The organism is Streptococcus sp. 27098_8_134, from assembly GCF_041431675.1.
In the GTDB taxonomy this organism is placed as follows: Bacteria; Bacillota; Bacilli; order Lactobacillales; family Streptococcaceae; genus Streptococcus; species Streptococcus sanguinis_R.
Genome location: NZ_JAPVYD010000003.1, coordinates 300,136 through 321,334 on the forward strand (window position 1 = coordinate 300,136; position 21,199 = coordinate 321,334).

Sequence of the window (21,199 nt, forward strand, 5' to 3'; positions counted from 1 at the left end):
ACAAGAATGGCAGTATATTTTTACGGCTGTATCACCATGGATGGCTACTTGGCAGACAGCCAGCACAGGATAGACTGGCTGCATCAGCTTGGTTCTGTAGAGGATACAGGCTATGATGACTTTTACAGGCAAATGGATATCACCATCATGGGCAAGCGGACCTTTGAGGAAATCCAAGATTTGCAAGATGTAGAAAGTTTTTATCAAGCTACGGAAAACTATGTCTTTACGCATGATAGGCACCTGCCTGTCAGCAATTACCAGCCAGTAGCTGGGGATGTGGTGGACTTTGTTCACCAGATTGACAAAGGCAAAAATGTCTTTGTGATTGGTGGTAATTCCTTGGTAGGACCGCTCTTGGATGCGGATCTTTTCGACCACCTCATTATTCAGATAGCGCCCCTTATCCTAGGAAAGGGGGTTCCCCTCTTTACCCAAGAGGAAGGGCAGCGCTTTTACCAACTGGATAGCCTCAGACAATTTGGCCCTTTTGCAGAGCTGGTTTTCAGCCGAAAAAGTCAGAAATAGAGAAGGGAGTGGACCGCATGATTAAAATTTACGACACCATGACCCGCAGCCTACGTGAATTTGTGCCCATTGAAGAGGGCAAGGTTCGCATGTATGTCTGCGGTCCGACGGTTTATAACTATATCCATGTCGGCAATGCCCGCTCAACAGTAGCTTTTGACACGGTTTGTCGCTATTTTGAGTATCGGGGATTTGAGGTCAACTATATTTCCAATTTTACAGATGTAGATGATAAGATTATCCATCGCGCCAAGGAAGAAGTCATCACACCAAAAGAAGTGGCGGACAAGTATATCGCGGCTTTTCGTGAGGATGTATCAGCTTTGGGTGTTAAGCCGGCTACTCAGCATCCGCGCGTGATTGACTTTATGGAGGCAATCATTGACTTTGTGCGGACTTTGGTGGACAAGGGCTACGCCTATGAGTCAGAAGGCGATGTCTATTTCCGAGTGGAAAAATCTCACAATTATGCCAAACTAGCCAACAAAACCTTGGCAGACTTGGAGTTGGGTGCTTCTGGTCGGACAGATGAGGAGACTGCTCGTAAGGAAAATCCGGTGGATTTTGCTCTCTGGAAGGCAGCTAAGCCGGGCGAGATTTCTTGGGACAGCCCTTGGGGAGCAGGTCGTCCGGGCTGGCACATCGAGTGTTCGGTCATGTCGACGGAGATTTTGGGTGATACTATTGATATCCACGGTGGTGGGGCAGACCTAGAGTTTCCTCACCATACCAATGAAATCGCCCAGTCAGAGGCCAAGACTGGTCAGACTTTTGCCAATTACTGGATGCACAATGGCTTTGTCAACATCGACGACGTCAAGATGTCCAAATCTCTAGGCAATTTTATCACTGTTCACGATGCCCTCAAGACCATTGATGGCCAGGTGCTGCGTTTTTTCTTTGCTACCCAGCATTATCGCAAGCCGATTAATTTCACAGAAAAAGCTGTTCATGATGCAGCGACTAATCTCAAGTATTTGAAGAATACCTATGAGCAGCCTTTCACTGGTCAGGCTGACTCTGATCAGCTTCAGGCCTTTTTGGACAAGTTCACCGCTGCTATGGACGAAGATTTCAATGCGGCTAACGGTATCACGGTTGTCTTCGAGCTAGCCAAGTGGATCAACTCTGGCAATTACACCGCTGAAGTTAAGGTAGCCTTTGCCAAACTCTTAGAAGTTTTTGGTATCGTCTTCGTAGAAGAAGTTTTGGATGCGGACATTGAGCGCTTGATTGATGAACGCCAAGAAGCGCGTGCTAATCGAGACTTTGCGACTGCGGACCGTATTCGGGATGAATTGGCCGCTCAGGGCATCAAGCTTTTGGATACTAAGGACGGAGTGAGGTGGACACGTGACTGATGTCAACCTGATTAACGGTATTGCCCTCGCCTTTGAGGGAGATGCTGTCTACTCCATGTATATCCGGCGTCACCTGATTTTTCAGGGGCTCACTAAGCCCAATCAGCTGCACAGGGAAGCGACCAAGTATGTCTCTGCCAAGGCTCAGGCTAATCTCATCTCTCTCATGCTAGAAGAAGGGATTCTGACGGAAAAGGAAGAAGATATCTACAAGCGCGGCCGCAATGCCAACAGCCACACCAAGGCTAAGAATACGGACATCGTCACCTACCGGATGTCGACCGGCTTTGAGGCAGTCATGGGCTACCTGCATATGACTGAATCTATTGAGCGACTGGAAGAGCTGATTGACTGGTGTATTCGGAAGATAGAGGCTTCGTTCTGATTCTGAAAGGAACTAATTTATGAGTGATTTCTTACAATTTGATAATTTTAATTTCAAGTTGGCTATTATTCAGGAGTTAATGTATGAACAAAACGTGCTTAAGCCACGATTTGACGTTTACAGTTTTTGTGAATCTGAGAAATTATCTGTAGATCCAGAAGATTTCAATGAGACACCAATTCCTGAAGTAGAGGCTTATTTCGAACGGTTGGAAATACCTAAAGAGTATGCTCAGAATGTGGAAAGCCTCTTCTTTGATGGTGGTAATGATATCTATGCGCAATTAATCCCTTTATGGGATGGTGAAGATGATCAATTTGATTTGGAAAATGTGAGTGAAAAGGAACTATCGCAGTTTTCGAATTTAAAAATCATCGACGGAACAATCTTTCCATTTTCTAAAGAAGTACGTGATTTATTTGAATCCAAAGGAATTGATATTGAAGAGTAATATTTAATATTATTGAATAAAGGAATTTTATGAAAAAATTTATATTGTTTGCAGTCTGCTTGTTTAGTCTGATGACACTTAGCGCCTGCATGTTTGTCCCTCTTTTCAGACGAAGTGGTAATACTTCTTCCTCGTCTAGCTCTAGCTACTCTAGAAAACAGAGGTCATCTTCGAAAAAAGAATACTCTGATGATGACTATGACTATAGCTCATCTAGTTCGTCTTCTGCAATTGAAGATGATCCATACACTCTCTTTAATGACTTTGGTCAATCTTTGGATGCCCTTACTGATATGCAAGATATTGATAAATGGGAAGAATTTAAATCAATCAATCTCATTTATTTTGAAGAGGAGTCTGATCGGGTTGCTACTAAAAAGGATGAAGTACGTGCTAAGCTGGGTCAGCCAACTTCAGAGCTAAGTAGTGGAGGTGACCTGTGGAAGTCGGATAATTATACTATCCTTATTGCTTATGATGAAAATTCTGTTGTCATGAATAAGCTGATTACATTCACTTCTTCCAAGCAGGTGGAAAGTTTAAGCGGTATTTCCAAAGGGATGTCAGCCCAAGACGTTGTCAAAAAACTAGGTAAACCACGTGGACTGGATGTGACAGGTATGTTTACTCGCTTCGTTTGGGCAGACGAGGATGATAAGGACTATTACGTCTATTTTAAGGGCAACAAGGTTTATGACACTAAAGAACCTAATTAAAAAGACATCAGCTTTATAGCCGATGTCATGAAATGAAAACAAATTATTTTAATTCAGAGATAAAGATGATTAAAAGCCTTTATCTCTTTTTTAGTATTAGTACTTTATTTGCCAAACAAAACCTCTAATCTTCTTTATAATTCTCGTAAAATTCCACCTTAATTCTAATAAAGGTCTCCAAGTCTCGCAGGAGCTGCAGGAGTATGGCACGGGTTTCAAATTCCTGGCGGGTTTTAGGGAGTGGCCTCTCACGAAATACGGTCAAATAGTTGTCAATCTCGTCCAAAAGGTCTCGGGCGGGATTTTCTTGGCTCAGCTGCTTAGCGGTCTGGGAGAAGAGGCGGGCTAAAATCAAGCTTTCACTGGCTGCTAGATGGCAGTTATTGATATTGCTGGCCATGTCTTGCAGGATACGATTTTGGGCCTGGCGCATTTCAAAATAGTGGATATGGTAGTTGGTCTGGTAAAAGAGGTGGTTGGAGTGATCCAGATAGACTAGCTGCAAGGCTTGCTGCAAAATCTTGTCCAGCTCCTTGATCAGAGCTGCATCATTTCGGCCGTCTCCAGATTTTAAGAAATATTCAAAGCGTAGCAAAATCTTTTTCAGCTGTTCTTCCACTTGCTCGTGGTAGTTGTCAATCTCTTGCTGGCGAGAGGGCATATAGAGATTGGCTAGGAGTGCAAAGTCAGTTCCAATAAGAAATAGAGCTAGCTCATTGCCAAGGAGTGACCAGGAGGTAGATTTTTCTAAGAGCAGATGGGTGACTAGGACAGTGCTGGGTGTGATGCCGATTTCCCAGCCAAGCCGAAAGGCCAGTGGTACATAGACTGCGATATAGAGGGCCAATGCTCCGAGGTGAAAACCTAGAAAGTGAAAAGTCAGGCTTCCGATAGCCAGAGCCAGTAGGGTAGATAAAAAGCGATTGCCAGCCAGCTTTGCTGTGCTGCGGCGGGTATCGGTCACGCTGAGGATGGCAATAATTCCAGCTGAAGTTGAGTAGGCCAGACCTAAAAAGTCAGCCAGCCAAGCAGCTAAACAGGTAGCCAGTACCAGCTTAATGGTGCGTTGGAGGAGAGACATGAGTAAGAGTTTCCTTTTTTAGACTTCTTTTTATTATAGCACGACTAGTGGGGAATCTTGGGGACTGCTGATTGCTTTTTATCAGAGCAGAATTCTGTCTCGCCCGAGTAAATCCTGCCGCCATTTTTTCGCCTTTGTGTTATACTAGTCCTATGGAAAAAAACGATATTGTCTACGGTGTGCATGCGGTGACAGAGGCTCTCGCAGCTAACACTGGAAATAAACTCTACATTCAAGACGACCTGCGTGGTAAAAAGGTCGACAAAATCAAAGATTTAGCAGCGGAAAAGAAGGTTTCTATCTCATGGACGCCTAAGAAAACCTTGCAGGAAATGACTGACGGAGCTGTTCATCAGGGCTTTGTCCTGCGGGTGGCGGAGTTCGCCTATACTGACTTCGAGGTGCTGTTGAAAAAAGCAGAGCAGGAAGACAATCCTCTCTTGCTGATTTTGGACGGGCTGACTGACCCGCACAATCTGGGCTCTATCTTGCGGACGGCTGACGCGACCAATGTGGCTGGAGTCATCATTCCCAAGCACCGGGCCGTCGGTGTGACACCAGTCGTGGCCAAGACCTCAACGGGTGCCATTGAGCATATACCCATTGCCCGTGTGACCAATCTCAGCCAGACCTTGGATAAGCTCAAGGAAGCTGGTTTCTGGATTTTCGGTACAGATATGCAGGGGACGCCTTCTCATAAGTGGAATACAGCAGGCAAGCTGGCCCTCATCATTGGTAACGAAGGTAAGGGGATCTCCAGCAATATCAAAAAGCAGGTGGACGAGATGATTTCCATTCCCATGAATGGCCATGTCCAGAGCCTCAATGCCAGTGTCGCAGCGGCTATTCTCATGTATGAAGTATTTCGCAATCGCCTATGAAAAGAAAAATCTTACTGGTGGACGGCTACAATATGACGGCCTTTTGGCGGGAGACTCGTCCTTACTTTAACCGCGGAGAGTTAGATGCTGCACGAACGATTCTGCTCCAGAAGCTCAGCAATTATGCCAGCTTTGAAGGACTGGAAATTATCTGCGTCTTTGATGCCCAGTATATGCCGGGAGTTCGGCAGACATATGAGGAGTTTAATGTAACAGTCGTTTTCACCAAGGAGGAGGAAACGGCAGATGACTATATCGAGAGTTTGGCAGCTGAGCTCAATACACCCAAAAATCAGGTGTCGGTTGCAACCAGCGATCTCAATGAGCAGTGGACTGTCTTTGCCCAAGGGGCTTTGAGAGTGTCTGCTAGAGAGCTAGAGAAGCGAGTGGCTGTTACCAAATCAGACCTTAATAAACTGAGCGGACAAATCAACCTGCAAAGACCGCCCTTGCGACCGATGGATAGTCAATCTTTGCGCGATTTACAAAAAATGATGGAGAAAAAAGATGACCTTTAAAATTTTAACCGATTCAACAGCAGACCTGCTAGACAATTGGACTCAGGAAAATGATGTGCAGGTCCTAGGCCTGACCATTCAGCTGGATGGTCAAACTTATGAGACGGTTGGTGCAGGCAAGCTGACTAGCCAAGAACTTCTGGACAAGATGGAGTCCGGCAGTAAGCCGACTACCAGCCAAATCAATGTCGGCCAGTTTGAAGATGTCTTTCGCGGCTATGCTAAGGAAGGAATGCCAGTTCTCTATGTAGCCTTTGCTTCGGCCCTATCGGGTACTTATCAGAGTGCAGTTATGGCGCGAGAAATCGTCATGGAAGATTTTCCAGATGCACTGATTCGCATCATTGATACCAAGGCTGCTTCCATGGGTGAAGGACTTTTAGTCATGAAAGCGGCAGAAGCTAGAGCGGCAGGCCAAACCTTGGAGCAGACAGCAGACTTGATTGAGAGCCTGGTGCCTAAGGTCAAGACTTATTTTCTGGTTGATGACCTCAATCACCTCATGCGGGGCGGTCGGATTTCCAAAACTGCTGCGCTTATGGGGAGCTTGGTCAATATCAAGCCGATCATCGCTGTTAAGGGAGACGGGACTCTGGACTCGGTCGCTAAGGTTCGCGGCAAGAAGAAGGCGCAGGCCGAAGTAGTCCGCATGACTCTGGAGGGAGTTGCTGATCCGCGGGTGGTCATCGCCTATGCAGGTGCCAAAGAAGTTGCTGAGAGTTTAAAAGCCCAGCTGCTGGAAAGCGACCAAGTGGAGGAAATTCTCCTCATGCCTCTGGGACCTGTCATTTCTACCCATACCGGTCCTGGAACTTTGGGACTCTTCAGTATTGCCCAAGACATTCAAGACTAAGAAAACATGAAATCGCTATTTCATAAATAATTGCTTCAAATCTATTGCTTTTGCCTACTATTTTTGATATGATAGTAGGCGGTATTGTTTACCCCATTTGTAAGGCCCCGGAACCTTTCAAATAACTCGCGGACCGGAACATCCGCCCTGTAAACAAAAACGATATTCATAGGAGAAATCATGAACAAAACAACATACATGGCTAAGCCAGGTGAAGTTGAACGCAAATGGTATGTAGTGGATGCTACTGATGTCCCTCTTGGACGCCTTTCTGCTGTTGTAGCAAGCGTACTTCGCGGAAAAAACAAACCAACCTTTACACCACACACTGATACAGGTGACTTCGTAATCGTTATCAACGCTGAAAAAGTAAAATTGACTGGTAAAAAAGCGACTGATAAGATCTACTACACTCACTCTATGTACCCAGGTGGATTGAAACAAATCTCAGCAGGTGAGCTTCGCTCTAAGAATGCTGTTCGTTTGATCGAAAAATCTGTTAAAGGTATGCTTCCGCACAATACTCTTGGCCGCGCTCAAGGTATGAAGCTGAAAGTATTTGTAGGCGCTGAGCACACTCACGCTGCACAACAACCAGAAGTTCTTGATATTTCAGGACTTATCTAAGGAAAGGAACAATAAAGTATGTCACAAGCACAATATGCAGGTACTGGACGTCGTAAAAACGCTGTTGCACGCGTTCGCCTTGTTCCAGGAACTGGTAAAATCACTGTTAACAAAAAAGATGTTGAAGAGTACATCCCACACGCTGACCTTCGTTTGGTCATCAACCAACCATTCGCAGTTACTTCAACTGCAGGTTCATACGACGTTTTCGTTAACGTTGTAGGTGGTGGTTACGCTGGTCAAGCAGGAGCTATCCGTCACGGTATCGCTCGTGCTCTTCTTCAAGTAGACCCAGACTTCCGCGATTCATTGAAACGCGCAGGACTTCTTACACGTGACTCACGTAAAGTTGAGCGTAAGAAACCAGGTCTTAAGAAAGCTCGTAAAGCATCACAATTCTCAAAACGTTAATCAATACGATTATATCAACGTTTACAGACATTCAAGAATTATTTCTTGGATGTCTTTTTTGTTTCAAAAAATCAAAGTTCACCCCAAAATTCACCCCATATTCACCCCATCAATTTTTTAAACTACGAAAAGCAATATCACCTACAGTCTGATTGACTTTATCTTTGATATTAACGTAAGTTTTTGTAATCTCTTTATCACTATGAGTAAGAGCTTCTGAGAAGGCTTCAAGAGAAACACCTGCTTGTTTAGCAAGAGTAGCACCAGTATGTCTTAGTTTGTGTGGTGATGCTGGTGCTAATTCGGGATGTCTTCGTCTGACTGATTTCATCTTGATAAAACTTAAAATTTTTCTAATTATAACGAAGCATAGTCAAAAAGCTATGACCTCTATATTCACAAAAAAATCCAGACCAATACTAGTCCAGATTTCTTGTCTATTAAACATTCTTTTCAAAGAATGGAAGAACGGCTGTAACGGCTTTGTCAACGCAATTATCTAACTGTGAGAATCCGACGCACATAAATTTTAAATGGCGTCTCAGTCACATTTAAATTATGAGACGCTTAGACGTTAGGCTTTCAATTTGTCAAATTTTGCTTTGACATTTGCCTTGAATTCTTCAAGTTTAGCCTTGCGTTCGGCTTTACGTTCAGCCTTCATTTGTGCACGTGCCTGGTTGTAGAGGTCTTCTTGGACTTGCAGAGCTGCTTCGATTTCGGCTACGACGGTTGCTACATCCCAACGCACGATTTGGGTGTCGTACTTGGTGAAGTAAGCATCGATGACTGCTTCGTTGTTTTCTTGCACCAAGGCGACAACGGCTGTTTCGCCGTCGATCAATTTTTGAGACACAACGTCAATCAAGCCAGCTTCTGCCGTATCAACGGTATCACCAGCAGCCAAACCATAGAGGCTGCCAATACCATAACCAAACAAGACGCCGATAGGACCACCCAAAAGCCCGATAACTGCACCGAGCAAGCCACCTTCTAGGGTTGCATCCGTCGTTGAATCTTCAAAGTCATAGCGTTCTTTTTCAACGATGTGACCGTTTTCATTTTTGACCAAGGCGATTTGAGCAACCTTGGTCGTCTGAGTTTGGCGGAAAGCCTTCAAATCCGCAAAGGACTGATAAGCTTCGCTTTCAGTGTTAAAGACTGAAACTACTAGGTTTTCCATAGTTAGTACCTCTTTTCTAAATATACACCTTCATTATAATACAGTTTCAATCACTTTTCAATCATTTTAGTGCGACATTTTAATTGATATGTCGCGTTTATCAGCGTCAAAGAACAGTTTCAGGCAGCGGTATATCTTTGCCATATCCCAGCCCAGACACTCTGGCGACTCTGAGTGATTATCAAGAAAGGCGTCCAGCAACATCTTAAAGCCTCCCGTGCAAAAAGTAAATAAATAGTGTTTTTCCTGTATGCCTGTCACACGGCTAAAAGACCGCTTGACCAAATCTTCCAGAAAATTATAGCAGATATTATGTACCAGCTCTGTGTAGCGAGTCTGATGAGCGTGCCGAATCACATCGACACTTTTATAGAATCTGCCAACTGTTTCCTTATGGTCGAATCCTTGAAAGAAGTCGCTTTATTCGTCGGTCAAGACAATTAATTTGGCTGGTGCAACTGATTCGCCAAGCTATGAACAAGCAATTATTACCTTTTGAAAGCGAAAATGGCAATTATGAAGGTGAAGCTACTCAGGTCTTAGTTCTTCTATCCAATTACTATGCAGACAAAAAACTATTTGATGAAAATACAGATGAATATGGAAATATCTTGATTTTAAAGGATTCATCCATCATTTCTAAATTATCGGCTATCCCAGATTTATTAAAAAGGGGATCTAGTAGGTAACAATAATATCGAATATATCAAAGTACGCAATATTAGGATTTCTTCAGAGGTTGAGTTAGAGTCAGATGTTGATGGGGATAAGTCGGATAATCTGCCAATAGATATAAAAATACTAGAAAACAGGCTTGAAAAAGGCTCGTAAAGCTAGCCAGTTCTCTAAACGTTAATTCGTTGCTGGACAGCAGAATACAAACGAAAACACTTTGCATCTTGCAAGGTGTTTTTTTCTATGAGAACTGGCGGTGCGCAATTAGGATAGCTCTAGCGACTTTAGTCGCATAGAGATATGCTATGCACAGTTGCCTCAAGAAAACAATGCTTCTTGGTCCACCCTGTTAGACAAGCTTCAAAACCAAGGAATCCAACAGATTTCTCTTGTAGTTACAGATGGCTTTAAGGGGCTTGAGCAGATTATCAGTCAGGCTCACCCATTAGCTAAACAACAATGTTGCTTAATTCATATTAGTCGAAATCTAGCTAGTAAAGTGAAACGAGCAGATAGAGCGGTTATTCTGGGGCAATTTATAATGATTTATCGTGCTGAAAATTTAGAAATGGCAGGACAAGCTTTAGAGGACTTTCTCGCCGAATGGAAACCAAAGTATAGGAAAGTCATGGAAAGTCTGGAGAAGACGGATAATCTTTTAACTTTTTATCAGTTTCCCTACCAGATTTGGCACAGCATGTATTCGACAAACCTCATTGAGTCTCTTAACAAAGAAATCAAACATCAAACGAAAAAGAAGGTTCTTTTTCCTAATGAGGAGGCTCTGGAACGTTACTTAGTTACGTTGTTTGAAGATTATAATTTCAAGCAAAGTCAACGAATCCATAAAGGGTTTGGTCAATGTTCTGATACACTTGAAAGCTTATTTAATTAACACTCCGTAACTCTACTTAAGTGTTTACACATAATTATTTACAGTATCAAAAAATAAAGTATATTGTTTTCATCATAATATAATTAAATATCAGTATAGAGAATTTTATCTATATATCAGATATCAGCAATTGCTTTTGCTGTCATTTTTCGCTACAATAGTTACAAGGAGGAAATAAACATGTTAAAAGAAGTATTAAACGTCGCAAAAGTTGCGAAAAAATCATCTCTCTTCTTAGGAGGGGTAGCATTTGGGACGCTTGGCTTGAAAGTCTTAGCAAGTAAAGAAGCTAAGAAAGGCTATTCTAAGGCCTTGGCTAAAGCTTACAAATTGAAAGATGGACTGGATGCATCTGTTTCTGTTGTAAAACAACACGGTGATGATGTTTTACAAGACGCTAAATATTTATACGAACAGGAAAAGAAAGAAGAACAATTAGATAGCCTGACAGGTGAATAATATGTCTTTTAAAGTGCTACACAGAGGATATCAACATATCCGATTATCGTCCTCGTTTTCACTGACCTTGGATATTCAAGATTATCTTCGTTCCTTGGCTAAAGATGAAAAAGGGATCGACTCTATTCAGTTTTATATGGATCAGCAGCACTTTACTCTACGTATGAAAGAAGGCTTCTCTGTATTAGAAAATGCAGAGGCCTTTTTAAAAAAAATTGACAAGGGGAAAGTTTCGGACTTGATGACTCTTCCCATTCGTAGAGAAGAGAGTGCTTATTCAATTGTATCGGGTGCAGCGATTAAGCGTTTGCTGTTTCGAAGTTTTGTACCCTACCCTATTCGTTATATTTGGACTTGTTATCAGGCTTTGGGTTATGTCAAAGAAGCCTATCAAACTTTAGCGCGCAAGGAACTAACCATGGAGGTCTTGGACTGTTCGGCCATTTTGTTGTCCTTGTTTATGAACCAATCCAAGACAGCTAGCAACATCATGTTTATGCTTGATTTGGGTAATCATCTGGATCAGTGGTCTTTAAAAAAAACAGCAACAGATTTGGAACAAAGCCTTCTTGCTAAAGAAAGTGATGTTTTCTTAGTGCGGGGAGACATGGTCATCAGCATCAAGAGTTCTGATGTTCAAGTAGGTGATGTATTAGTTGTCTCCCAAGGTAATGAAATCTTGTTTGACGGCCAAGTGGTTTCAGGATTAGGCATGGTCAATGAGAGTTCCTTGACTGGAGAGAGCTTCCCTGTTGAAAAGAAAGAGGGAGATTCTGTATGTGCGAATACTGTTTTGGAAACAGGAGAGTTAAGAATTCGTGTGACTGATAATCAGATAAACAGTCGTATTTTGCAACTCATCAATCTGATGAAAAAATCTGAAGAGAGTAAGAAGACAAAACAACGTCATTTTATTAGGATGGCAGACAAGGTTGTAAAATATAACTTCTTAGGTGCTGGTTTGACTTATCTGTTAACAGGTTCGTTTTCAAAAGCCATTTCCTTTTTATTGGTGGATTTTTCATGTGCTCTAAAAATATCCACACCTGTAGCCTACCTTACGGCCATAAAGGAAGGTCTAAATCGAGAAATGGTTATTAAAGATGGTGATGTATTAGAAAAATATCTGGAAGTGGATACTTTCTTGTTTGATAAAACGGGTACCATCACGACGAGTTATCCTTTGGTTGAAAAGGTTCTTCCTTTCGGAGATTATACTGAGAAAGATATTTTAAGAATAAGTGCATGTTTGGAGGAACATATCTATCATCCTATTGCCAATGCAATTGTTAAACAAGCTGAAATTGAAGGCATTGAACACGAAGAAATGCATGGCAAGCTTCAGTATGTTGCAAGCAAAGGGATTAAATCGCAAATTGATGGTCAATCGGTTGTCATTGGAAATTATGTACTAATGCAAGACGAACAGGTAAGAATTAGTTCTGAGCAGCTGGCCTTGATTGAGCAATATAAGACTCATTACAATTTATTGTTTTTGGCTTATAAGAAAGAATTAATTGGGATGTTTTGTATCCACACTCCCTTGAGAAGCGAGGCGAAAGTTGCATTGAAAAAGCTAAAGCGCCAAGGGAAAAAACTGATTCTGGCAACTGGTGATACGTTGGCTAGAACAGAAGAGTTGGTTAAAGATCTGCCATTTGACAACGTTTATACTGATTTAAAACCAGATGGTAAGTTTCAGTTGGTTCAGGAATTACAGAAAGCTGGCCGAACTATTTTGATGGTTGGAGACGGGTTAAACGACTCTGCTGCCTTGACGCTTGCAGATATTGGGGTTGTGATGAATGAAAGTGCTGATATTTCTAAGCAGATGAGTGATATTTTATTATTAGATAATCGTTTAGATTTCTTCGAGGAATTGAATTCTTTATCTGAATCGTTGCAGAAATTAATTCAAAGAAATATTCAAGAAACAGTTGTAATAAATGGAAGTTTAATTGGATTTGGGTTGTTAAATTGGTTAAGCCCATCTAATCTTTCGATATTGCACAATCTGACTACTTTAAGAATCGTCCTTCGTAGTCTTTCTATTAAAAGTAGGTAAGAGACCGAGAAGCTGAGGTTATAAAAACTAAAAGGAGTTGTCTCATTTGAGAATAACGGCTCTTTGTCAACTGTAGTGGGTTGGTGGAAAATTATACCCTGGAGAGGACCAAATTGGTTCTCTCCTTTTAAATATTGAAAAAACCATTGGCAGTGGACATACTTTAAGACTATATATTTCTGAAACTAGTTTCACAATACAAATATTGACATGCAATTATTAATTGGTGGATTTTAAGTTGACATCTACAAAGGTTAATGTTAAAATACATTCAAAAATATATTTGAATGAGGTGCTTTATGGTTCAAAATGTTGTTACTTCAATAATCCTGTATTCTGGGACAGCCGTAGACTTACTTATTATCCTAATGTTATTTTTTGCCAAAAGAAAAAGCAGAAAAGACATCATTAACATCTATTTAGGACAATTTCTAGGCTCTGTTAGTCTAATATTGCTAAGTTTACTTTTTGCATTTGTCTTAAATTATATTCCTAGTAAAGAGATTTTAGGTTTGCTCGGTTTGATTCCAATTTTCCTAGGACTCAAAGTTTTGCTTTTAGGAGATTCTGATGGAGAAGCTATTGCAAAAGATGGTTTGCGAAAAGACAATAAAAACCTGATTTTTCTAGTCGCTATGATTACTTTTGCAAGTTGTGGCGCTGACAATATTGGTGTCTTTGTCCCATATTTTACCACCTTAAATTTAGCGAATATGATAGTGACTTTACTTACTTTTCTAGTCATGATTTATCTCTTGGTTTTTTCTGCCCAAAAATTAGCACAAGTCCCTTCTGTTGGAGAAACTTTGGAAAAATATAGCAGATGGTTTATTGCCGTTGTCTATTTAGGATTGGGGATGTATATCCTGATTGAAAACAACAGCTTTGACATGCTATGGGCTGTGTTAGGCTAGGAGAAAAAATTATGAAAAAAGATAGTATCTGTCAAGTGGATGTTATTAATCAACAAAATGTTACAACCGCAACGAACTACCTTGGAAAGGAAAAAGTCCAAAAATCACTTCGCATTTTATCAAAATTTACCGATAATAAACAGATAAATATCATCTTTTATCTCCTTGCTGTTGAAGAACTCTGTGTCTGTGATATAGCCTGTTTACTAAATCTCAGTATGGCATCTGCCTCCCACCATCTTCGTAAACTAGCCAATCAAAACATCTTGGACACTAGAAGAGAGGGGAAAATTATATATTATTTTATAAAAGATGAGGAAATCAAAGACTTTTTTAATCAACTAGGATAACAACTATTTTTACTACTTTATCATGATTATATATAGGACTTATCTATGAAATTTTTTGATGAAAATTACTCACAAAAAAGACTACTCGTAGCAAATGTTTAAGAAAAAAGTATAATTTAAAGCAAAGCGACCTAGGTAATGCAGGTCAAGTTAGCCAAGTTGAAAAGGGAGAAATCTGAAAGAAAATGTATCTTTGATAGTAGTCATTTATTGTGAAATATGATATATTTATTGATTAGATGGATGAATATTTCTAAAGTTAAATAAAATATGACAGATACATGCTTTTTAGTGTATCTTGTTTGTACTCAAAATATGAAGTGACTATCCAATATTTAAGATTAATAAATATTATACGATGAGATAGAATACTACAAAATGAAAGGCAATGTAATCCGATGAAGAAAGACAGATTAATTGTATTGACAGATGCTGTTCTAGCAATTATTATGACCATCTTGGTTTTAGAGTTAGAAAAACCAACAACACCAAGTCTTGAAGCTTTTTGGGATTTACGGCAAAATTTCTTTGCTTGTTTTCTTTCCTTTTTCTGGTTGGGATCGTTATGGATGGCACTAAACACATTATGGGAAAAGGTTGAGAAAATTTCCTCAGAAATTATTTGGTGGAATTTGTTTCTACTCTTGGAGCGGCAGGAGTTCTCTTTGGAGAATTTCATGCCATCCAAGATACCAGTCTGAATGATGTGGTGGACCGGATCTATATAAATGTCAAGGATTTACCGTTTCAGTCCTTGGGAGCTTTAGCTAATATCCTGTCTGATATTAAGAAGGGACTGATTCAAGACAGTCATATCTGGTCTTTCTTCCAGTCATTTTTCAAACAATATCAGTTGATAATCAGCTTAAATCAGATCTATCAGTTTGTCTATCTTTCTCTGATGGAGATCATGTCCTATCTTCACTTTGATTATTGGAAAAAAACGGCTCGGTCAGGAGCTAGTATGAATAAGGAGAACAAATGAAACGTTTAAAAATGTTATGGCATATTATGCAGGTTACGGGTTTTACTCGGTTTGCTCTGAGTTTTGTGACCTTTGTTTTTGGGTCAGGAGGCGTGCTTTTCCTAGTTGAACCTGCTATCACAAATTACGGAGACGGTCTTTGGTATGCTTTTGTGACTTCGACGACTGTCGGCTACGGGGATCTCCTAGCTGTGACCTTGATTGGAAGGATTACCAGTGTCTTCTTGACGATTTATGGGCTCATATTTTTTGGCTGTTTATCAGCTGTTATTTTTAATTATTATACCAATTTAAATAAGGAAAGAGGAGAGGACAAATGACTGCCAATTATTCAACACGGGAATACCGTGAGAAATTATACGATGACCTTCATGTTCGATTGAGAGATACAGCGATTTTGATGTGTGCAATTTTTATTGCCTCTATCGGACTAAATATGAATTCAACAGCTGTCATTATAGGAGCCATGTTGATTTCACCTCTCATGACACCGATTGTTGGACTGGGATTCGGTTTAGCTATTTTTGATACGCGTTTAATCAAGCAATCTCTAGAGGTTTTATTGACTCAAGTGTTGGTCAGTTTGCTTGTCTCGACTCTGTATTTCTGGATTTCTCCCTTGTCTTATGCAAGTAGCGAGTTGATTGCACGAACCTCTCCAACCATTTGGGATGTCCTCATTGCTATTGCTGGTGGGATTGCTGGTGTGATCGGTTCAAGGAAAAAAGAAGCAAACAATATCGTGCCAGGAGTAGCCATTGCTACAGCTCTGATGCCGCCTATCTGTACTGCTGGCTATGGTTTAGCTAATGGGAATGTACGATTTTTATTGGGGGCTCTCTATCTTTTCTTGATCAACTGTGTCTTTATCATGCTAGCCAACATTGTTGGAACAAGAATTTTGATGAGAAAATCTCCTTTAACTTCATTTAAAGAGCTGAGCATTAAAATGAGAATTGGCTTGATATCTTTGATTGTATTGTTGATTCTTCCAGCTAGCTATTCGGCAGTTACTCTGACAATAGAACAAGCGCGCAAAGAAGGGATCAAACAGTTTGTAGGAAAAGAGTTCGCCAATTATACGGTTATTAATCAAGTCTACAAGTCAAGTAACAATGAATTGGTCTTGACGGTTGTTGGAGATCCGATTTCAGAAGAAGAATTAGAAACACTCCACCAAAAACAAGCCTCTTACGGTATTCAATCTGTTCAATTGAAAGTGAATCAAGTTCAGAACTCGCCAACATTAGATAGTGAAGCGACCAAGGAATTTTATGAAAACATTGACAAGTATATTGATCAAAAACTCTCTGAAAAAGATTCACAAAACGATCTCGTAAAAGAAAATGAAGCAGACAAGGATTGAGGACAATGAACTGAATCGGTTTTTACGCCGTGTTTTTCTTGTATCTTCCTCTTTCTTACTTATAGCAGGTTGTTTTTGCTTGAATAAGAAATAAATTAGAAGTTCTATCATCTAAGAAAAATGATGAACAAAAAATCATTTAACTAATGGTGTGAACGTTTAGTGTTTATCAGCTCCATTCTCTGTAATTTTGGGGGTAAAATCCACACCATTCGGATAAAATTAGTTGAATTTGATTGGAAAAAAGCTTTTATAAAAGCGGAGAAAAGTCTTGATATTACGCTGTTTTTAGTCCAACTGAAATTCATACTTTCCAAACCAGGTCTTAAGAAAGCTCGTAAAGCGTCACAATTCTCAAAACGTTAATCAATACGATTATATCAATATTTCAAAGCACTCAAGAGTTTACCTCATGGGTGCTTTTTCGTGTTTTTTGAAAAAGTTCACCTCAAAATTCACCTTAATTTTACCTTAACCTTGAATATTCTTTTGTTAATATTATTTTGTGTTATAATGTAGAAACGATATGACAAAACAAAAGGATTTCTTTAAATTCTGTAAACGTCACTTTGCGTAAAGATAAGAAAATTTGAATGTAGATAATGATGGGAGATGTTTTACAATGATAAGTTTAGAGCTGATGTCTGAAGAAAATAGTATAGATGTATATACTTTTGAAAAAGAAAATCAAGAGTATTTTGAGCGAAATTTACCTCCTAGACCAGGTAACTATTTTGATCCAGAAGGTTTTAAGGAAATTACAAGGGAATTGTTAATGGAACAAGATAATCATGACGCCTACATGCATATTATTAGAGATGTGCAAGGCGTTATGGTCGGAAGGATCAATTTAAGTGTTTTAGGGAGTGATAGAAAAACAGCAGAACTTGGATATAGGATTGGAGAAAATGTTACTAATTTAGGCTATGCAAGCGAAGCGGTTAGACTCGTTCTAGACAAGGCGTTTAATAATTATGGTTTAAATAGAATCATTGCGGGAACGGCAATGGATAATCTGGCCTCTAAGAGAGTGCTTTTGAAAAATGGTTTCACTTTTATTAGGATCATAGAAAATGATTTACAAATTAATAATGAGTGGGTGCATACAGCAGTATTTGAGATAACGAATCGATAACATCATCATTCCCAGTTTACTGGTAGGCTCAATGGAGTCCTTCTTTGGCATTCTTAAGTCTGAGATGTTTTATGGATATGAGAAGAATTTTAGGTCTTTAGAAGAACTTGAACAAGCTATTGTAGACTACATCAATTACTACAACAACAAACGAATTAAAGTCAAACTAAAAGGACTTAGTCCTGTTCAATACAGAACTAAATCCTTGCAATAATTAGTTGTCTAACTTTCTGGAGAATATGTCTTTTTCGGAAAGTTTATCTTTTGTATGGTTTAGGTTTTGCATCATTCCGAATGTATAAAGGATGCTTTGGCTCGCCACTTTTATTGGTATCTAAACAATGCAATGAATCTACTAGCCCATAAACTTCGTGTGAACGGTTATTGAAACTACCATGATTTCCCCAACAAGCGATAATCATCTCTGATTTATCTGCATATTCTTTGATATAAAAATCATTATCACTTCCGATGGGATCTTGCTCTGAATATAATACCCGAGGATTGGTTGCTCTATATGCGAAAAGATTTGCCATAAGAATACCGCCATAACCCCAGCTCTTTGCGAAATTGATACATTTCCTTATTGTTGGATCGTCTTCGTTTTCATCAGCAGTTGATGGATTTAATCCAATAAATAGGACAGTTGGTTTTGCTTCATCCCATACTCGTGATAAAATGTACCGAAATTTTCTATCTTCTGATAAAATAGCATCTTTTTTCATATTTAATCTCCTTTTCTTTCTATTATACACTATAATTCAAAGAATACTATTAGTAACTTATAGTTGTTAAGTAAATATTCAAAGAAAATACCCTGTTTCAAACAAACTTATTGTAATCTTTTGATAAAAAGCAATTAGCGCCTGTTAAAGATTGATATAAAGCCATTTTAAAATTTGTTAAAACAAAGCCTTGTCAAACCCGACCTCAAGAAACCTCGTAAATCATCGTGATTCTCAAGCTATTAATACTTAGTGATACATCAAACTTCTAAGCATTCAAGGGCGTTACTCGTGAGTGCTTTTTTACGTTATTTAGCTCACCTATAAAATTCTTCTATTACTTTCATAGAAATTATATATTAGCCAGATAGGGGCAATCATAGTAAAATAGCTAACAAAATAGACTAAAGGAGTTTGGAATGAAGTTAGTTTCTTTATGGTCAAAGGTTTCTCTGGGCTTGCAACTCTTGATTGCTTTGATTTTGGGTGTTCTTGTTGCTCTTATCTGGCCGCAGTTTTCGGCTTTTTACCAGTTTTTGGGTCAAGCTTTTATCAGTTTGATTAATATGGTGATTATTCCACTGGTCTTTCCGGTTGTGGTCGTAGCTGTGGCTGGTGTGATTGGTAAGAAATCTTTTGGGAAGCTCTTGTCAAAGAGTCTGCTCTATTTCTTTGGGTTCACGACGGCGATTACCTTTATTTTTGTCTTTGCAGCTTATTATCTAGGCTTTGGTCAGGGAGTCAATATCGGTCAGGCGGGAGCCAGCATTGACGGGATTGCCAAAAGTATTCAGTTGGATGAGTTTTTGCTTAGCTTCATTCCCTCTAATATTATCAAGTCGCTTTCGGAAGGAGCTCTGCTTCCTATTATTGTTTTTGCTATATTTTTAGGATTTGGGTTTGGAAGTCTCAAGGAAGAAAAGACTCAGAAAGCTGTTGAGCTGCTGCAGATTTGGATTGAGGCTATTTATAAAATTGTCGGTGTGATTGTGAAACTGTCTCCGATTGGTATTTTGGGTTTTATTGCTAAGGATGTGGCTACGACAGGAGTTGACAAGTTGGTCGGTTTGGGGCAATTTGTAGCAGGGACTTATCTGGCTTATGCGGTGCTAGCTTTAGTGATTTTTCCTTTGATTGCTTTTGCTTTTAGAGTTCCTTATCTGACAAGCTTGCAACGGATTTGGAGCCTTCTGACTTTGGCTTTTGTATCTGGCAGTTCCAGTGTTGTCCTGCCGCCGCTGTTGAAAGATTTAAAGAAGCAGGGCTATGATGAGCATGTCATAGATTTGGTTGTGCCTTTGGGTTACACTTTTAATCTTGAGGGGGCTGCTGTGTATTTCTCTGTAGCAACTATTTTTATTGCGCATGCTTATGGGATTGCTTTTTCTGTGTCAGGACTCTTCTTCACTGTTTTGCTTTTGACTTTGATTGGTAAAACGGCTGCGACTGTGCCTTCAGGAGCGATTGTTGTCTTGCTGGCAGCTGCGCCTCAGCTAGGCTTGCCGGTAGAAGGCGTTGCCCTGATTTTTGCGGTTGATTTCTTTGTCAATGCTGGTCGCACTGCCCTCAATGTTCTAGGTCAGGTCTTGGCCGTCAGTGTTATTGAAAAGACGGAAGGCAATGTAGTAGAAGAATCAAAAAGCAGCAAGCTGGCTGTTCGGTATTCCTAAAGGAGAGAAGACTTATGAGTCAAGCAAAAGTATACGTTATTCATGAAAATTTGGAGTGGACGCAGCACTTGGTCAAGTGGCTGGAGGAAAAAGATGTGCCTTATGAACTGTGGGATTTGTCAAGTGGGATTCTAGATTTGCAGAGTCCGCCCCCAACAGGAATTTTCTACAATCGGATGTCAGCCTCTTCTCATACGCGTGGACACCGCTATGCACCGGAATTTACAGAGCAAGTTCTAACTTGGCTGGAAGCTCACGGTCGCAAGGTCATCAACGGCAGCGGGGCTATTAATCTGGAAATCAGCAAAATTAAACAATATTTGAAGCTTTCTGAGGCTGGAATTGCTTATCCAGAGACAGTAGCCATTTTGGGACAGGAGAATATTCTTGAGGCAGCTAGAAAGCTTAATATTTATCCCCTGATTACCAAGCATAATCGGGCGGGGAAAGGTTTGGGAGTGCAGCTCTTCAATAGTGAGGAAGAGTTGGAATCCTATGTAGAGAGTCCTGCTTTTGAGCCTTCTGTGGATGGGATTACCCTGCTTCAGGCCTATATCAAGCCTGCGGATGGTCGGATTCGTCGTTCGGAGTTTATCAACCAGAAGTTTCTTTATACTGTGTCCATTGATTCATCAGATGGCTTTCAGCTTTGTCCGGCAGATGGGTGTCAGATTGGGCAAAAGCCTGCTCAGTTGGAAACATCGGATAAGTTTCAAATCACGGAGCCGCTGCATGCTAGTCAAAGACAGGCTTATGAAACCTTTCTAGCTCAGGCTGGTATTGATGTAGCAGCTATTGAGTGGGTAGAGTCGGAGTCGGGTCAGATTTATGTCTATGATGTGAATACCAATACCAACTATAATCCGACAGCAGAAGAAAAAGCAGGAATTTTTGCTCATCAGCACTTGGCAGAATATCTAAAGAACGAGCTGGCAGCATCCTATCCAGAATAAATTTAAAACAAA

General features: G+C 40.2%; 26 protein-coding genes and 4 pseudogenes. 25 read left to right on the plus strand and 5 right to left on the minus strand.

What is annotated here, in order from left to right; genetic code table 11:
* Positions 1-6 precede the first annotated feature (6 nt).
* The 5 genes from O3620_RS08825 to O3620_RS08845 all read left to right on the plus strand — a co-directional run bounded on the left by O3620_RS08825 (position 7) and on the right by O3620_RS08845 (position 3,441).
* Entirely contained in the window at positions 7-528 is a 522-nt protein-coding gene (locus tag O3620_RS08825) for a dihydrofolate reductase family protein (protein WP_000301974.1), read from the plus strand.
* A gap of 17 nt (positions 529-545) precedes the next feature.
* A complete protein-coding gene (gene cysS, locus O3620_RS08830) occupies positions 546-1,889 on the plus strand; it encodes a cysteine--tRNA ligase (protein WP_371601655.1) in 1,344 nt (447 codons plus the stop codon).
* Entirely contained in the window at positions 1,882-2,274 is a 393-nt protein-coding gene (locus O3620_RS08835; RefSeq protein ID WP_002905373.1) for a Mini-ribonuclease 3, read from the plus strand. Before cysS ends, O3620_RS08835 begins: the two co-directional genes overlap by 8 nt.
* Positions 2,275-2,293: 19 nt before the next feature.
* A complete protein-coding gene (locus O3620_RS08840; protein ID WP_002920222.1) occupies positions 2,294-2,725 on the plus strand; it encodes a hypothetical protein in 432 nt (143 codons plus the stop codon).
* 293 nt (positions 2,726-3,018) lie between these two features.
* The gene (locus O3620_RS08845) at positions 3,019-3,441 is read left to right on the plus strand and encodes a hypothetical protein (protein ID WP_002907990.1); all 423 of its coding nucleotides are present in this window, start codon (positions 3,019-3,021) and stop codon (positions 3,439-3,441) included.
* A 124-nt stretch (positions 3,442-3,565) separates the two neighbouring features.
* Here the strand turns inward: O3620_RS08845 and O3620_RS08850 are convergent, their stop codons facing one another.
* Positions 3,566-4,522 (minus strand): aromatic acid exporter family protein, encoded by a 957-nt coding sequence (locus O3620_RS08850; protein WP_002920221.1) that lies wholly within the window; start codon positions 4,520-4,522, stop codon positions 3,566-3,568.
* Positions 4,523-4,674: 152 nt separating this feature from the next.
* Here O3620_RS08850 and rlmB point away from each other — a divergent pair, with 152 nt between their 5' ends.
* The 5 genes from rlmB (at position 4,675) to rpsI (ending at position 7,812) form a co-directional block, all read left to right on the plus strand.
* Positions 4,675-5,403, plus strand: coding sequence for a 23S rRNA (guanosine(2251)-2'-O)-methyltransferase RlmB (gene rlmB / locus O3620_RS08855; protein ID WP_002914047.1), 729 nt, complete (start codon positions 4,675-4,677; stop codon positions 5,401-5,403).
* A complete protein-coding gene (locus O3620_RS08860; RefSeq protein WP_125347298.1) occupies positions 5,400-5,921 on the plus strand; it encodes an NYN domain-containing protein in 522 nt (173 codons plus the stop codon). The genes rlmB and O3620_RS08860 overlap by 4 nt, the downstream gene beginning before the upstream one ends.
* Positions 5,911-6,774 carry a DegV family protein gene (locus tag O3620_RS08865; RefSeq protein ID WP_268681408.1) on the plus strand — a complete coding sequence of 288 codons (864 nt, stop codon included), beginning with the start codon at positions 5,911-5,913 and terminating at the stop codon, positions 6,772-6,774. Before O3620_RS08860 ends, O3620_RS08865 begins: the two co-directional genes overlap by 11 nt.
* A gap of 180 nt (positions 6,775-6,954) precedes the next feature.
* A complete protein-coding gene (gene rplM / locus O3620_RS08870) occupies positions 6,955-7,401 on the plus strand; it encodes a 50S ribosomal protein L13 (RefSeq protein ID WP_002893769.1) in 447 nt (148 codons plus the stop codon).
* A gap of 18 nt (positions 7,402-7,419) precedes the next feature.
* Positions 7,420-7,812, plus strand: a complete 393-nt coding sequence (gene rpsI, locus O3620_RS08875; protein WP_002893764.1) for a 30S ribosomal protein S9 — start codon at positions 7,420-7,422, stop codon at positions 7,810-7,812.
* A 109-nt stretch (positions 7,813-7,921) separates the two neighbouring features.
* Here the strand turns inward: rpsI and O3620_RS08880 are convergent, their stop codons facing one another.
* From O3620_RS08880 to O3620_RS08890, 3 genes are all read right to left on the minus strand, one after another.
* Positions 7,922-8,143 carry a tyrosine-type recombinase/integrase gene (locus tag O3620_RS08880; protein ID WP_002893762.1) on the minus strand — a complete coding sequence of 74 codons (222 nt, stop codon included), beginning with the start codon at positions 8,141-8,143 and terminating at the stop codon, positions 7,922-7,924.
* A 243-nt stretch (positions 8,144-8,386) separates the two neighbouring features.
* On the minus strand, positions 8,387-8,995 hold the full coding sequence (locus O3620_RS08885; protein WP_002893760.1) for a DUF1269 domain-containing protein: 609 nt from the start codon (positions 8,993-8,995) through the stop codon (positions 8,387-8,389).
* Between the two features lie 66 nt (positions 8,996-9,061).
* On the minus strand, positions 9,062-9,352 hold the full coding sequence (locus O3620_RS08890) for a hypothetical protein (protein WP_037614148.1): 291 nt from the start codon (positions 9,350-9,352) through the stop codon (positions 9,062-9,064).
* On the opposite strand from O3620_RS08890, the pseudogene O3620_RS08895 reads away from it, so the two are divergent.
* The 13 genes and pseudogenes from O3620_RS08895 to O3620_RS08955 form a co-directional block, all read left to right on the plus strand.
* Positions 9,346-9,489: pseudogene (locus tag O3620_RS08895) on the plus strand (IS982 family transposase); the annotation flags it as partial. The gene O3620_RS08890 and the pseudogene O3620_RS08895 sit on opposite strands and share 7 nt — an antisense overlap.
* A gap of 3 nt (positions 9,490-9,492) precedes the next feature.
* Positions 9,493-9,826: pseudogene (locus O3620_RS08900) on the plus strand (diacylglycerol kinase family lipid kinase); the annotation flags it as partial.
* Positions 9,827-9,974: 148 nt separating this feature from the next.
* A pseudogene (locus O3620_RS08905) lies at positions 9,975-10,565 on the plus strand (transposase); the annotation flags it as partial.
* A 180-nt stretch (positions 10,566-10,745) separates the two neighbouring features.
* On the plus strand, positions 10,746-11,024 hold the full coding sequence (locus O3620_RS08910; RefSeq protein ID WP_002893755.1) for a DUF6110 family protein: 279 nt from the start codon (positions 10,746-10,748) through the stop codon (positions 11,022-11,024).
* 1 nt (position 11,025) lies between these two features.
* Positions 11,026-13,089: a heavy metal translocating P-type ATPase gene (locus O3620_RS08915; RefSeq protein WP_002893754.1), complete on the plus strand. Its 2,064-nt coding sequence runs from the start codon at positions 11,026-11,028 to the stop codon at positions 13,087-13,089.
* Positions 13,090-13,388: 299 nt separating this feature from the next.
* The gene (locus tag O3620_RS08920) at positions 13,389-14,003 is read left to right on the plus strand and encodes a CadD family cadmium resistance transporter (RefSeq protein WP_371601656.1); all 615 of its coding nucleotides are present in this window, start codon (positions 13,389-13,391) and stop codon (positions 14,001-14,003) included.
* Positions 14,004-14,014: 11 nt separating this feature from the next.
* Positions 14,015-14,353: a Cd(II)/Zn(II)-sensing metalloregulatory transcriptional regulator CadX gene (cadX, locus tag O3620_RS08925; RefSeq protein WP_371601657.1), complete on the plus strand. Its 339-nt coding sequence runs from the start codon at positions 14,015-14,017 to the stop codon at positions 14,351-14,353.
* Positions 14,354-14,802: 449 nt separating this feature from the next.
* Complete coding sequence (locus O3620_RS08930; protein ID WP_232191477.1) at positions 14,803-15,054, plus strand: TMEM175 family protein; 252 nt, start codon at positions 14,803-14,805, stop codon at positions 15,052-15,054.
* Entirely contained in the window at positions 14,979-15,338 is a 360-nt protein-coding gene (locus O3620_RS08935) for a hypothetical protein (RefSeq protein WP_000397555.1), read from the plus strand. Before O3620_RS08930 ends, O3620_RS08935 begins: the two co-directional genes overlap by 76 nt.
* A complete protein-coding gene (locus O3620_RS08940; protein WP_000825751.1) occupies positions 15,335-15,658 on the plus strand; it encodes a potassium channel family protein in 324 nt (107 codons plus the stop codon). The genes O3620_RS08935 and O3620_RS08940 overlap by 4 nt, the downstream gene beginning before the upstream one ends.
* Positions 15,655-16,704 carry a DUF389 domain-containing protein gene (locus O3620_RS08945; RefSeq protein ID WP_000126416.1) on the plus strand — a complete coding sequence of 350 codons (1,050 nt, stop codon included), beginning with the start codon at positions 15,655-15,657 and terminating at the stop codon, positions 16,702-16,704. The genes O3620_RS08940 and O3620_RS08945 overlap by 4 nt, the downstream gene beginning before the upstream one ends.
* A 622-nt stretch (positions 16,705-17,326) precedes the next feature.
* A complete protein-coding gene (locus O3620_RS08950) occupies positions 17,327-17,839 on the plus strand; it encodes a GNAT family N-acetyltransferase (RefSeq protein WP_004192340.1) in 513 nt (170 codons plus the stop codon).
* 25 nt (positions 17,840-17,864) lie between these two features.
* Positions 17,865-18,053: pseudogene (locus O3620_RS08955) on the plus strand (IS3 family transposase); the annotation flags it as partial.
* Between the two features lie 43 nt (positions 18,054-18,096).
* Here the strand turns inward: O3620_RS08955 and O3620_RS08960 are convergent.
* Positions 18,097-18,564 carry a DUF1643 domain-containing protein gene (locus O3620_RS08960; RefSeq protein ID WP_004192334.1) on the minus strand — a complete coding sequence of 156 codons (468 nt, stop codon included), beginning with the start codon at positions 18,562-18,564 and terminating at the stop codon, positions 18,097-18,099.
* Between the two features lie 419 nt (positions 18,565-18,983).
* Between O3620_RS08960 and O3620_RS08965 the strand changes: the two genes are divergently transcribed.
* Positions 18,984-20,234, plus strand: a complete 1,251-nt coding sequence (locus O3620_RS08965) for a dicarboxylate/amino acid:cation symporter (protein ID WP_004192332.1) — start codon at positions 18,984-18,986, stop codon at positions 20,232-20,234.
* Positions 20,235-20,248: 14 nt separating this feature from the next.
* Entirely contained in the window at positions 20,249-21,187 is a 939-nt protein-coding gene (locus O3620_RS08970; protein ID WP_032912379.1) for a RimK family alpha-L-glutamate ligase, read from the plus strand.
* The last annotated feature ends 12 nt before the right edge of the window (positions 21,188-21,199 follow it).

Coding starts and splice junctions, on each gene's coding strand:
- O3620_RS08825 (WP_000301974.1), top strand. CDS start 7: ATGGCAGTATATTTTTACGGCTGTATCACCATGGATGGCTACTTGGCA.
- cysS (WP_371601655.1), top strand. CDS start 546: ATGATTAAAATTTACGACACCATGACCCGCAGCCTACGTGAATTTGTG.
- O3620_RS08840 (WP_002920222.1), top strand. CDS start 2,294: ATGAGTGATTTCTTACAATTTGATAATTTTAATTTCAAGTTGGCTATT.
- O3620_RS08845 (WP_002907990.1), top strand. CDS start 3,019: ATGCAAGATATTGATAAATGGGAAGAATTTAAATCAATCAATCTCATT.
- O3620_RS08850 (WP_002920221.1), bottom strand. CDS start 4,522: ATGTCTCTCCTCCAACGCACCATTAAGCTGGTACTGGCTACCTGTTTA.
- rlmB (WP_002914047.1), top strand. CDS start 4,675: ATGGAAAAAAACGATATTGTCTACGGTGTGCATGCGGTGACAGAGGCT.
- O3620_RS08860 (WP_125347298.1), top strand. CDS start 5,400: ATGAAAAGAAAAATCTTACTGGTGGACGGCTACAATATGACGGCCTTT.
- O3620_RS08865 (WP_268681408.1), top strand. CDS start 5,911: ATGACCTTTAAAATTTTAACCGATTCAACAGCAGACCTGCTAGACAAT.
- rplM (WP_002893769.1), top strand. CDS start 6,955: ATGAACAAAACAACATACATGGCTAAGCCAGGTGAAGTTGAACGCAAA.
- rpsI (WP_002893764.1), top strand. CDS start 7,420: ATGTCACAAGCACAATATGCAGGTACTGGACGTCGTAAAAACGCTGTT.
- O3620_RS08880 (WP_002893762.1), bottom strand. CDS start 8,143: ATGAAATCAGTCAGACGAAGACATCCCGAATTAGCACCAGCATCACCA.
- O3620_RS08885 (WP_002893760.1), bottom strand. CDS start 8,995: ATGGAAAACCTAGTAGTTTCAGTCTTTAACACTGAAAGCGAAGCTTAT.
- O3620_RS08910 (WP_002893755.1), top strand. CDS start 10,746: ATGTTAAAAGAAGTATTAAACGTCGCAAAAGTTGCGAAAAAATCATCT.
- O3620_RS08915 (WP_002893754.1), top strand. CDS start 11,026: ATGTCTTTTAAAGTGCTACACAGAGGATATCAACATATCCGATTATCG.
- O3620_RS08920 (WP_371601656.1), top strand. CDS start 13,389: ATGGTTCAAAATGTTGTTACTTCAATAATCCTGTATTCTGGGACAGCC.
- cadX (WP_371601657.1), top strand. CDS start 14,015: ATGAAAAAAGATAGTATCTGTCAAGTGGATGTTATTAATCAACAAAAT.
- O3620_RS08930 (WP_232191477.1), top strand. CDS start 14,803: ATGACCATCTTGGTTTTAGAGTTAGAAAAACCAACAACACCAAGTCTT.
- O3620_RS08940 (WP_000825751.1), top strand. CDS start 15,335: ATGAAACGTTTAAAAATGTTATGGCATATTATGCAGGTTACGGGTTTT.
- O3620_RS08945 (WP_000126416.1), top strand. CDS start 15,655: ATGACTGCCAATTATTCAACACGGGAATACCGTGAGAAATTATACGAT.
- O3620_RS08950 (WP_004192340.1), top strand. CDS start 17,327: ATGATAAGTTTAGAGCTGATGTCTGAAGAAAATAGTATAGATGTATAT.
- O3620_RS08960 (WP_004192334.1), bottom strand. CDS start 18,564: ATGAAAAAAGATGCTATTTTATCAGAAGATAGAAAATTTCGGTACATT.
- O3620_RS08965 (WP_004192332.1), top strand. CDS start 18,984: ATGAAGTTAGTTTCTTTATGGTCAAAGGTTTCTCTGGGCTTGCAACTC.
- O3620_RS08970 (WP_032912379.1), top strand. CDS start 20,249: ATGAGTCAAGCAAAAGTATACGTTATTCATGAAAATTTGGAGTGGACG.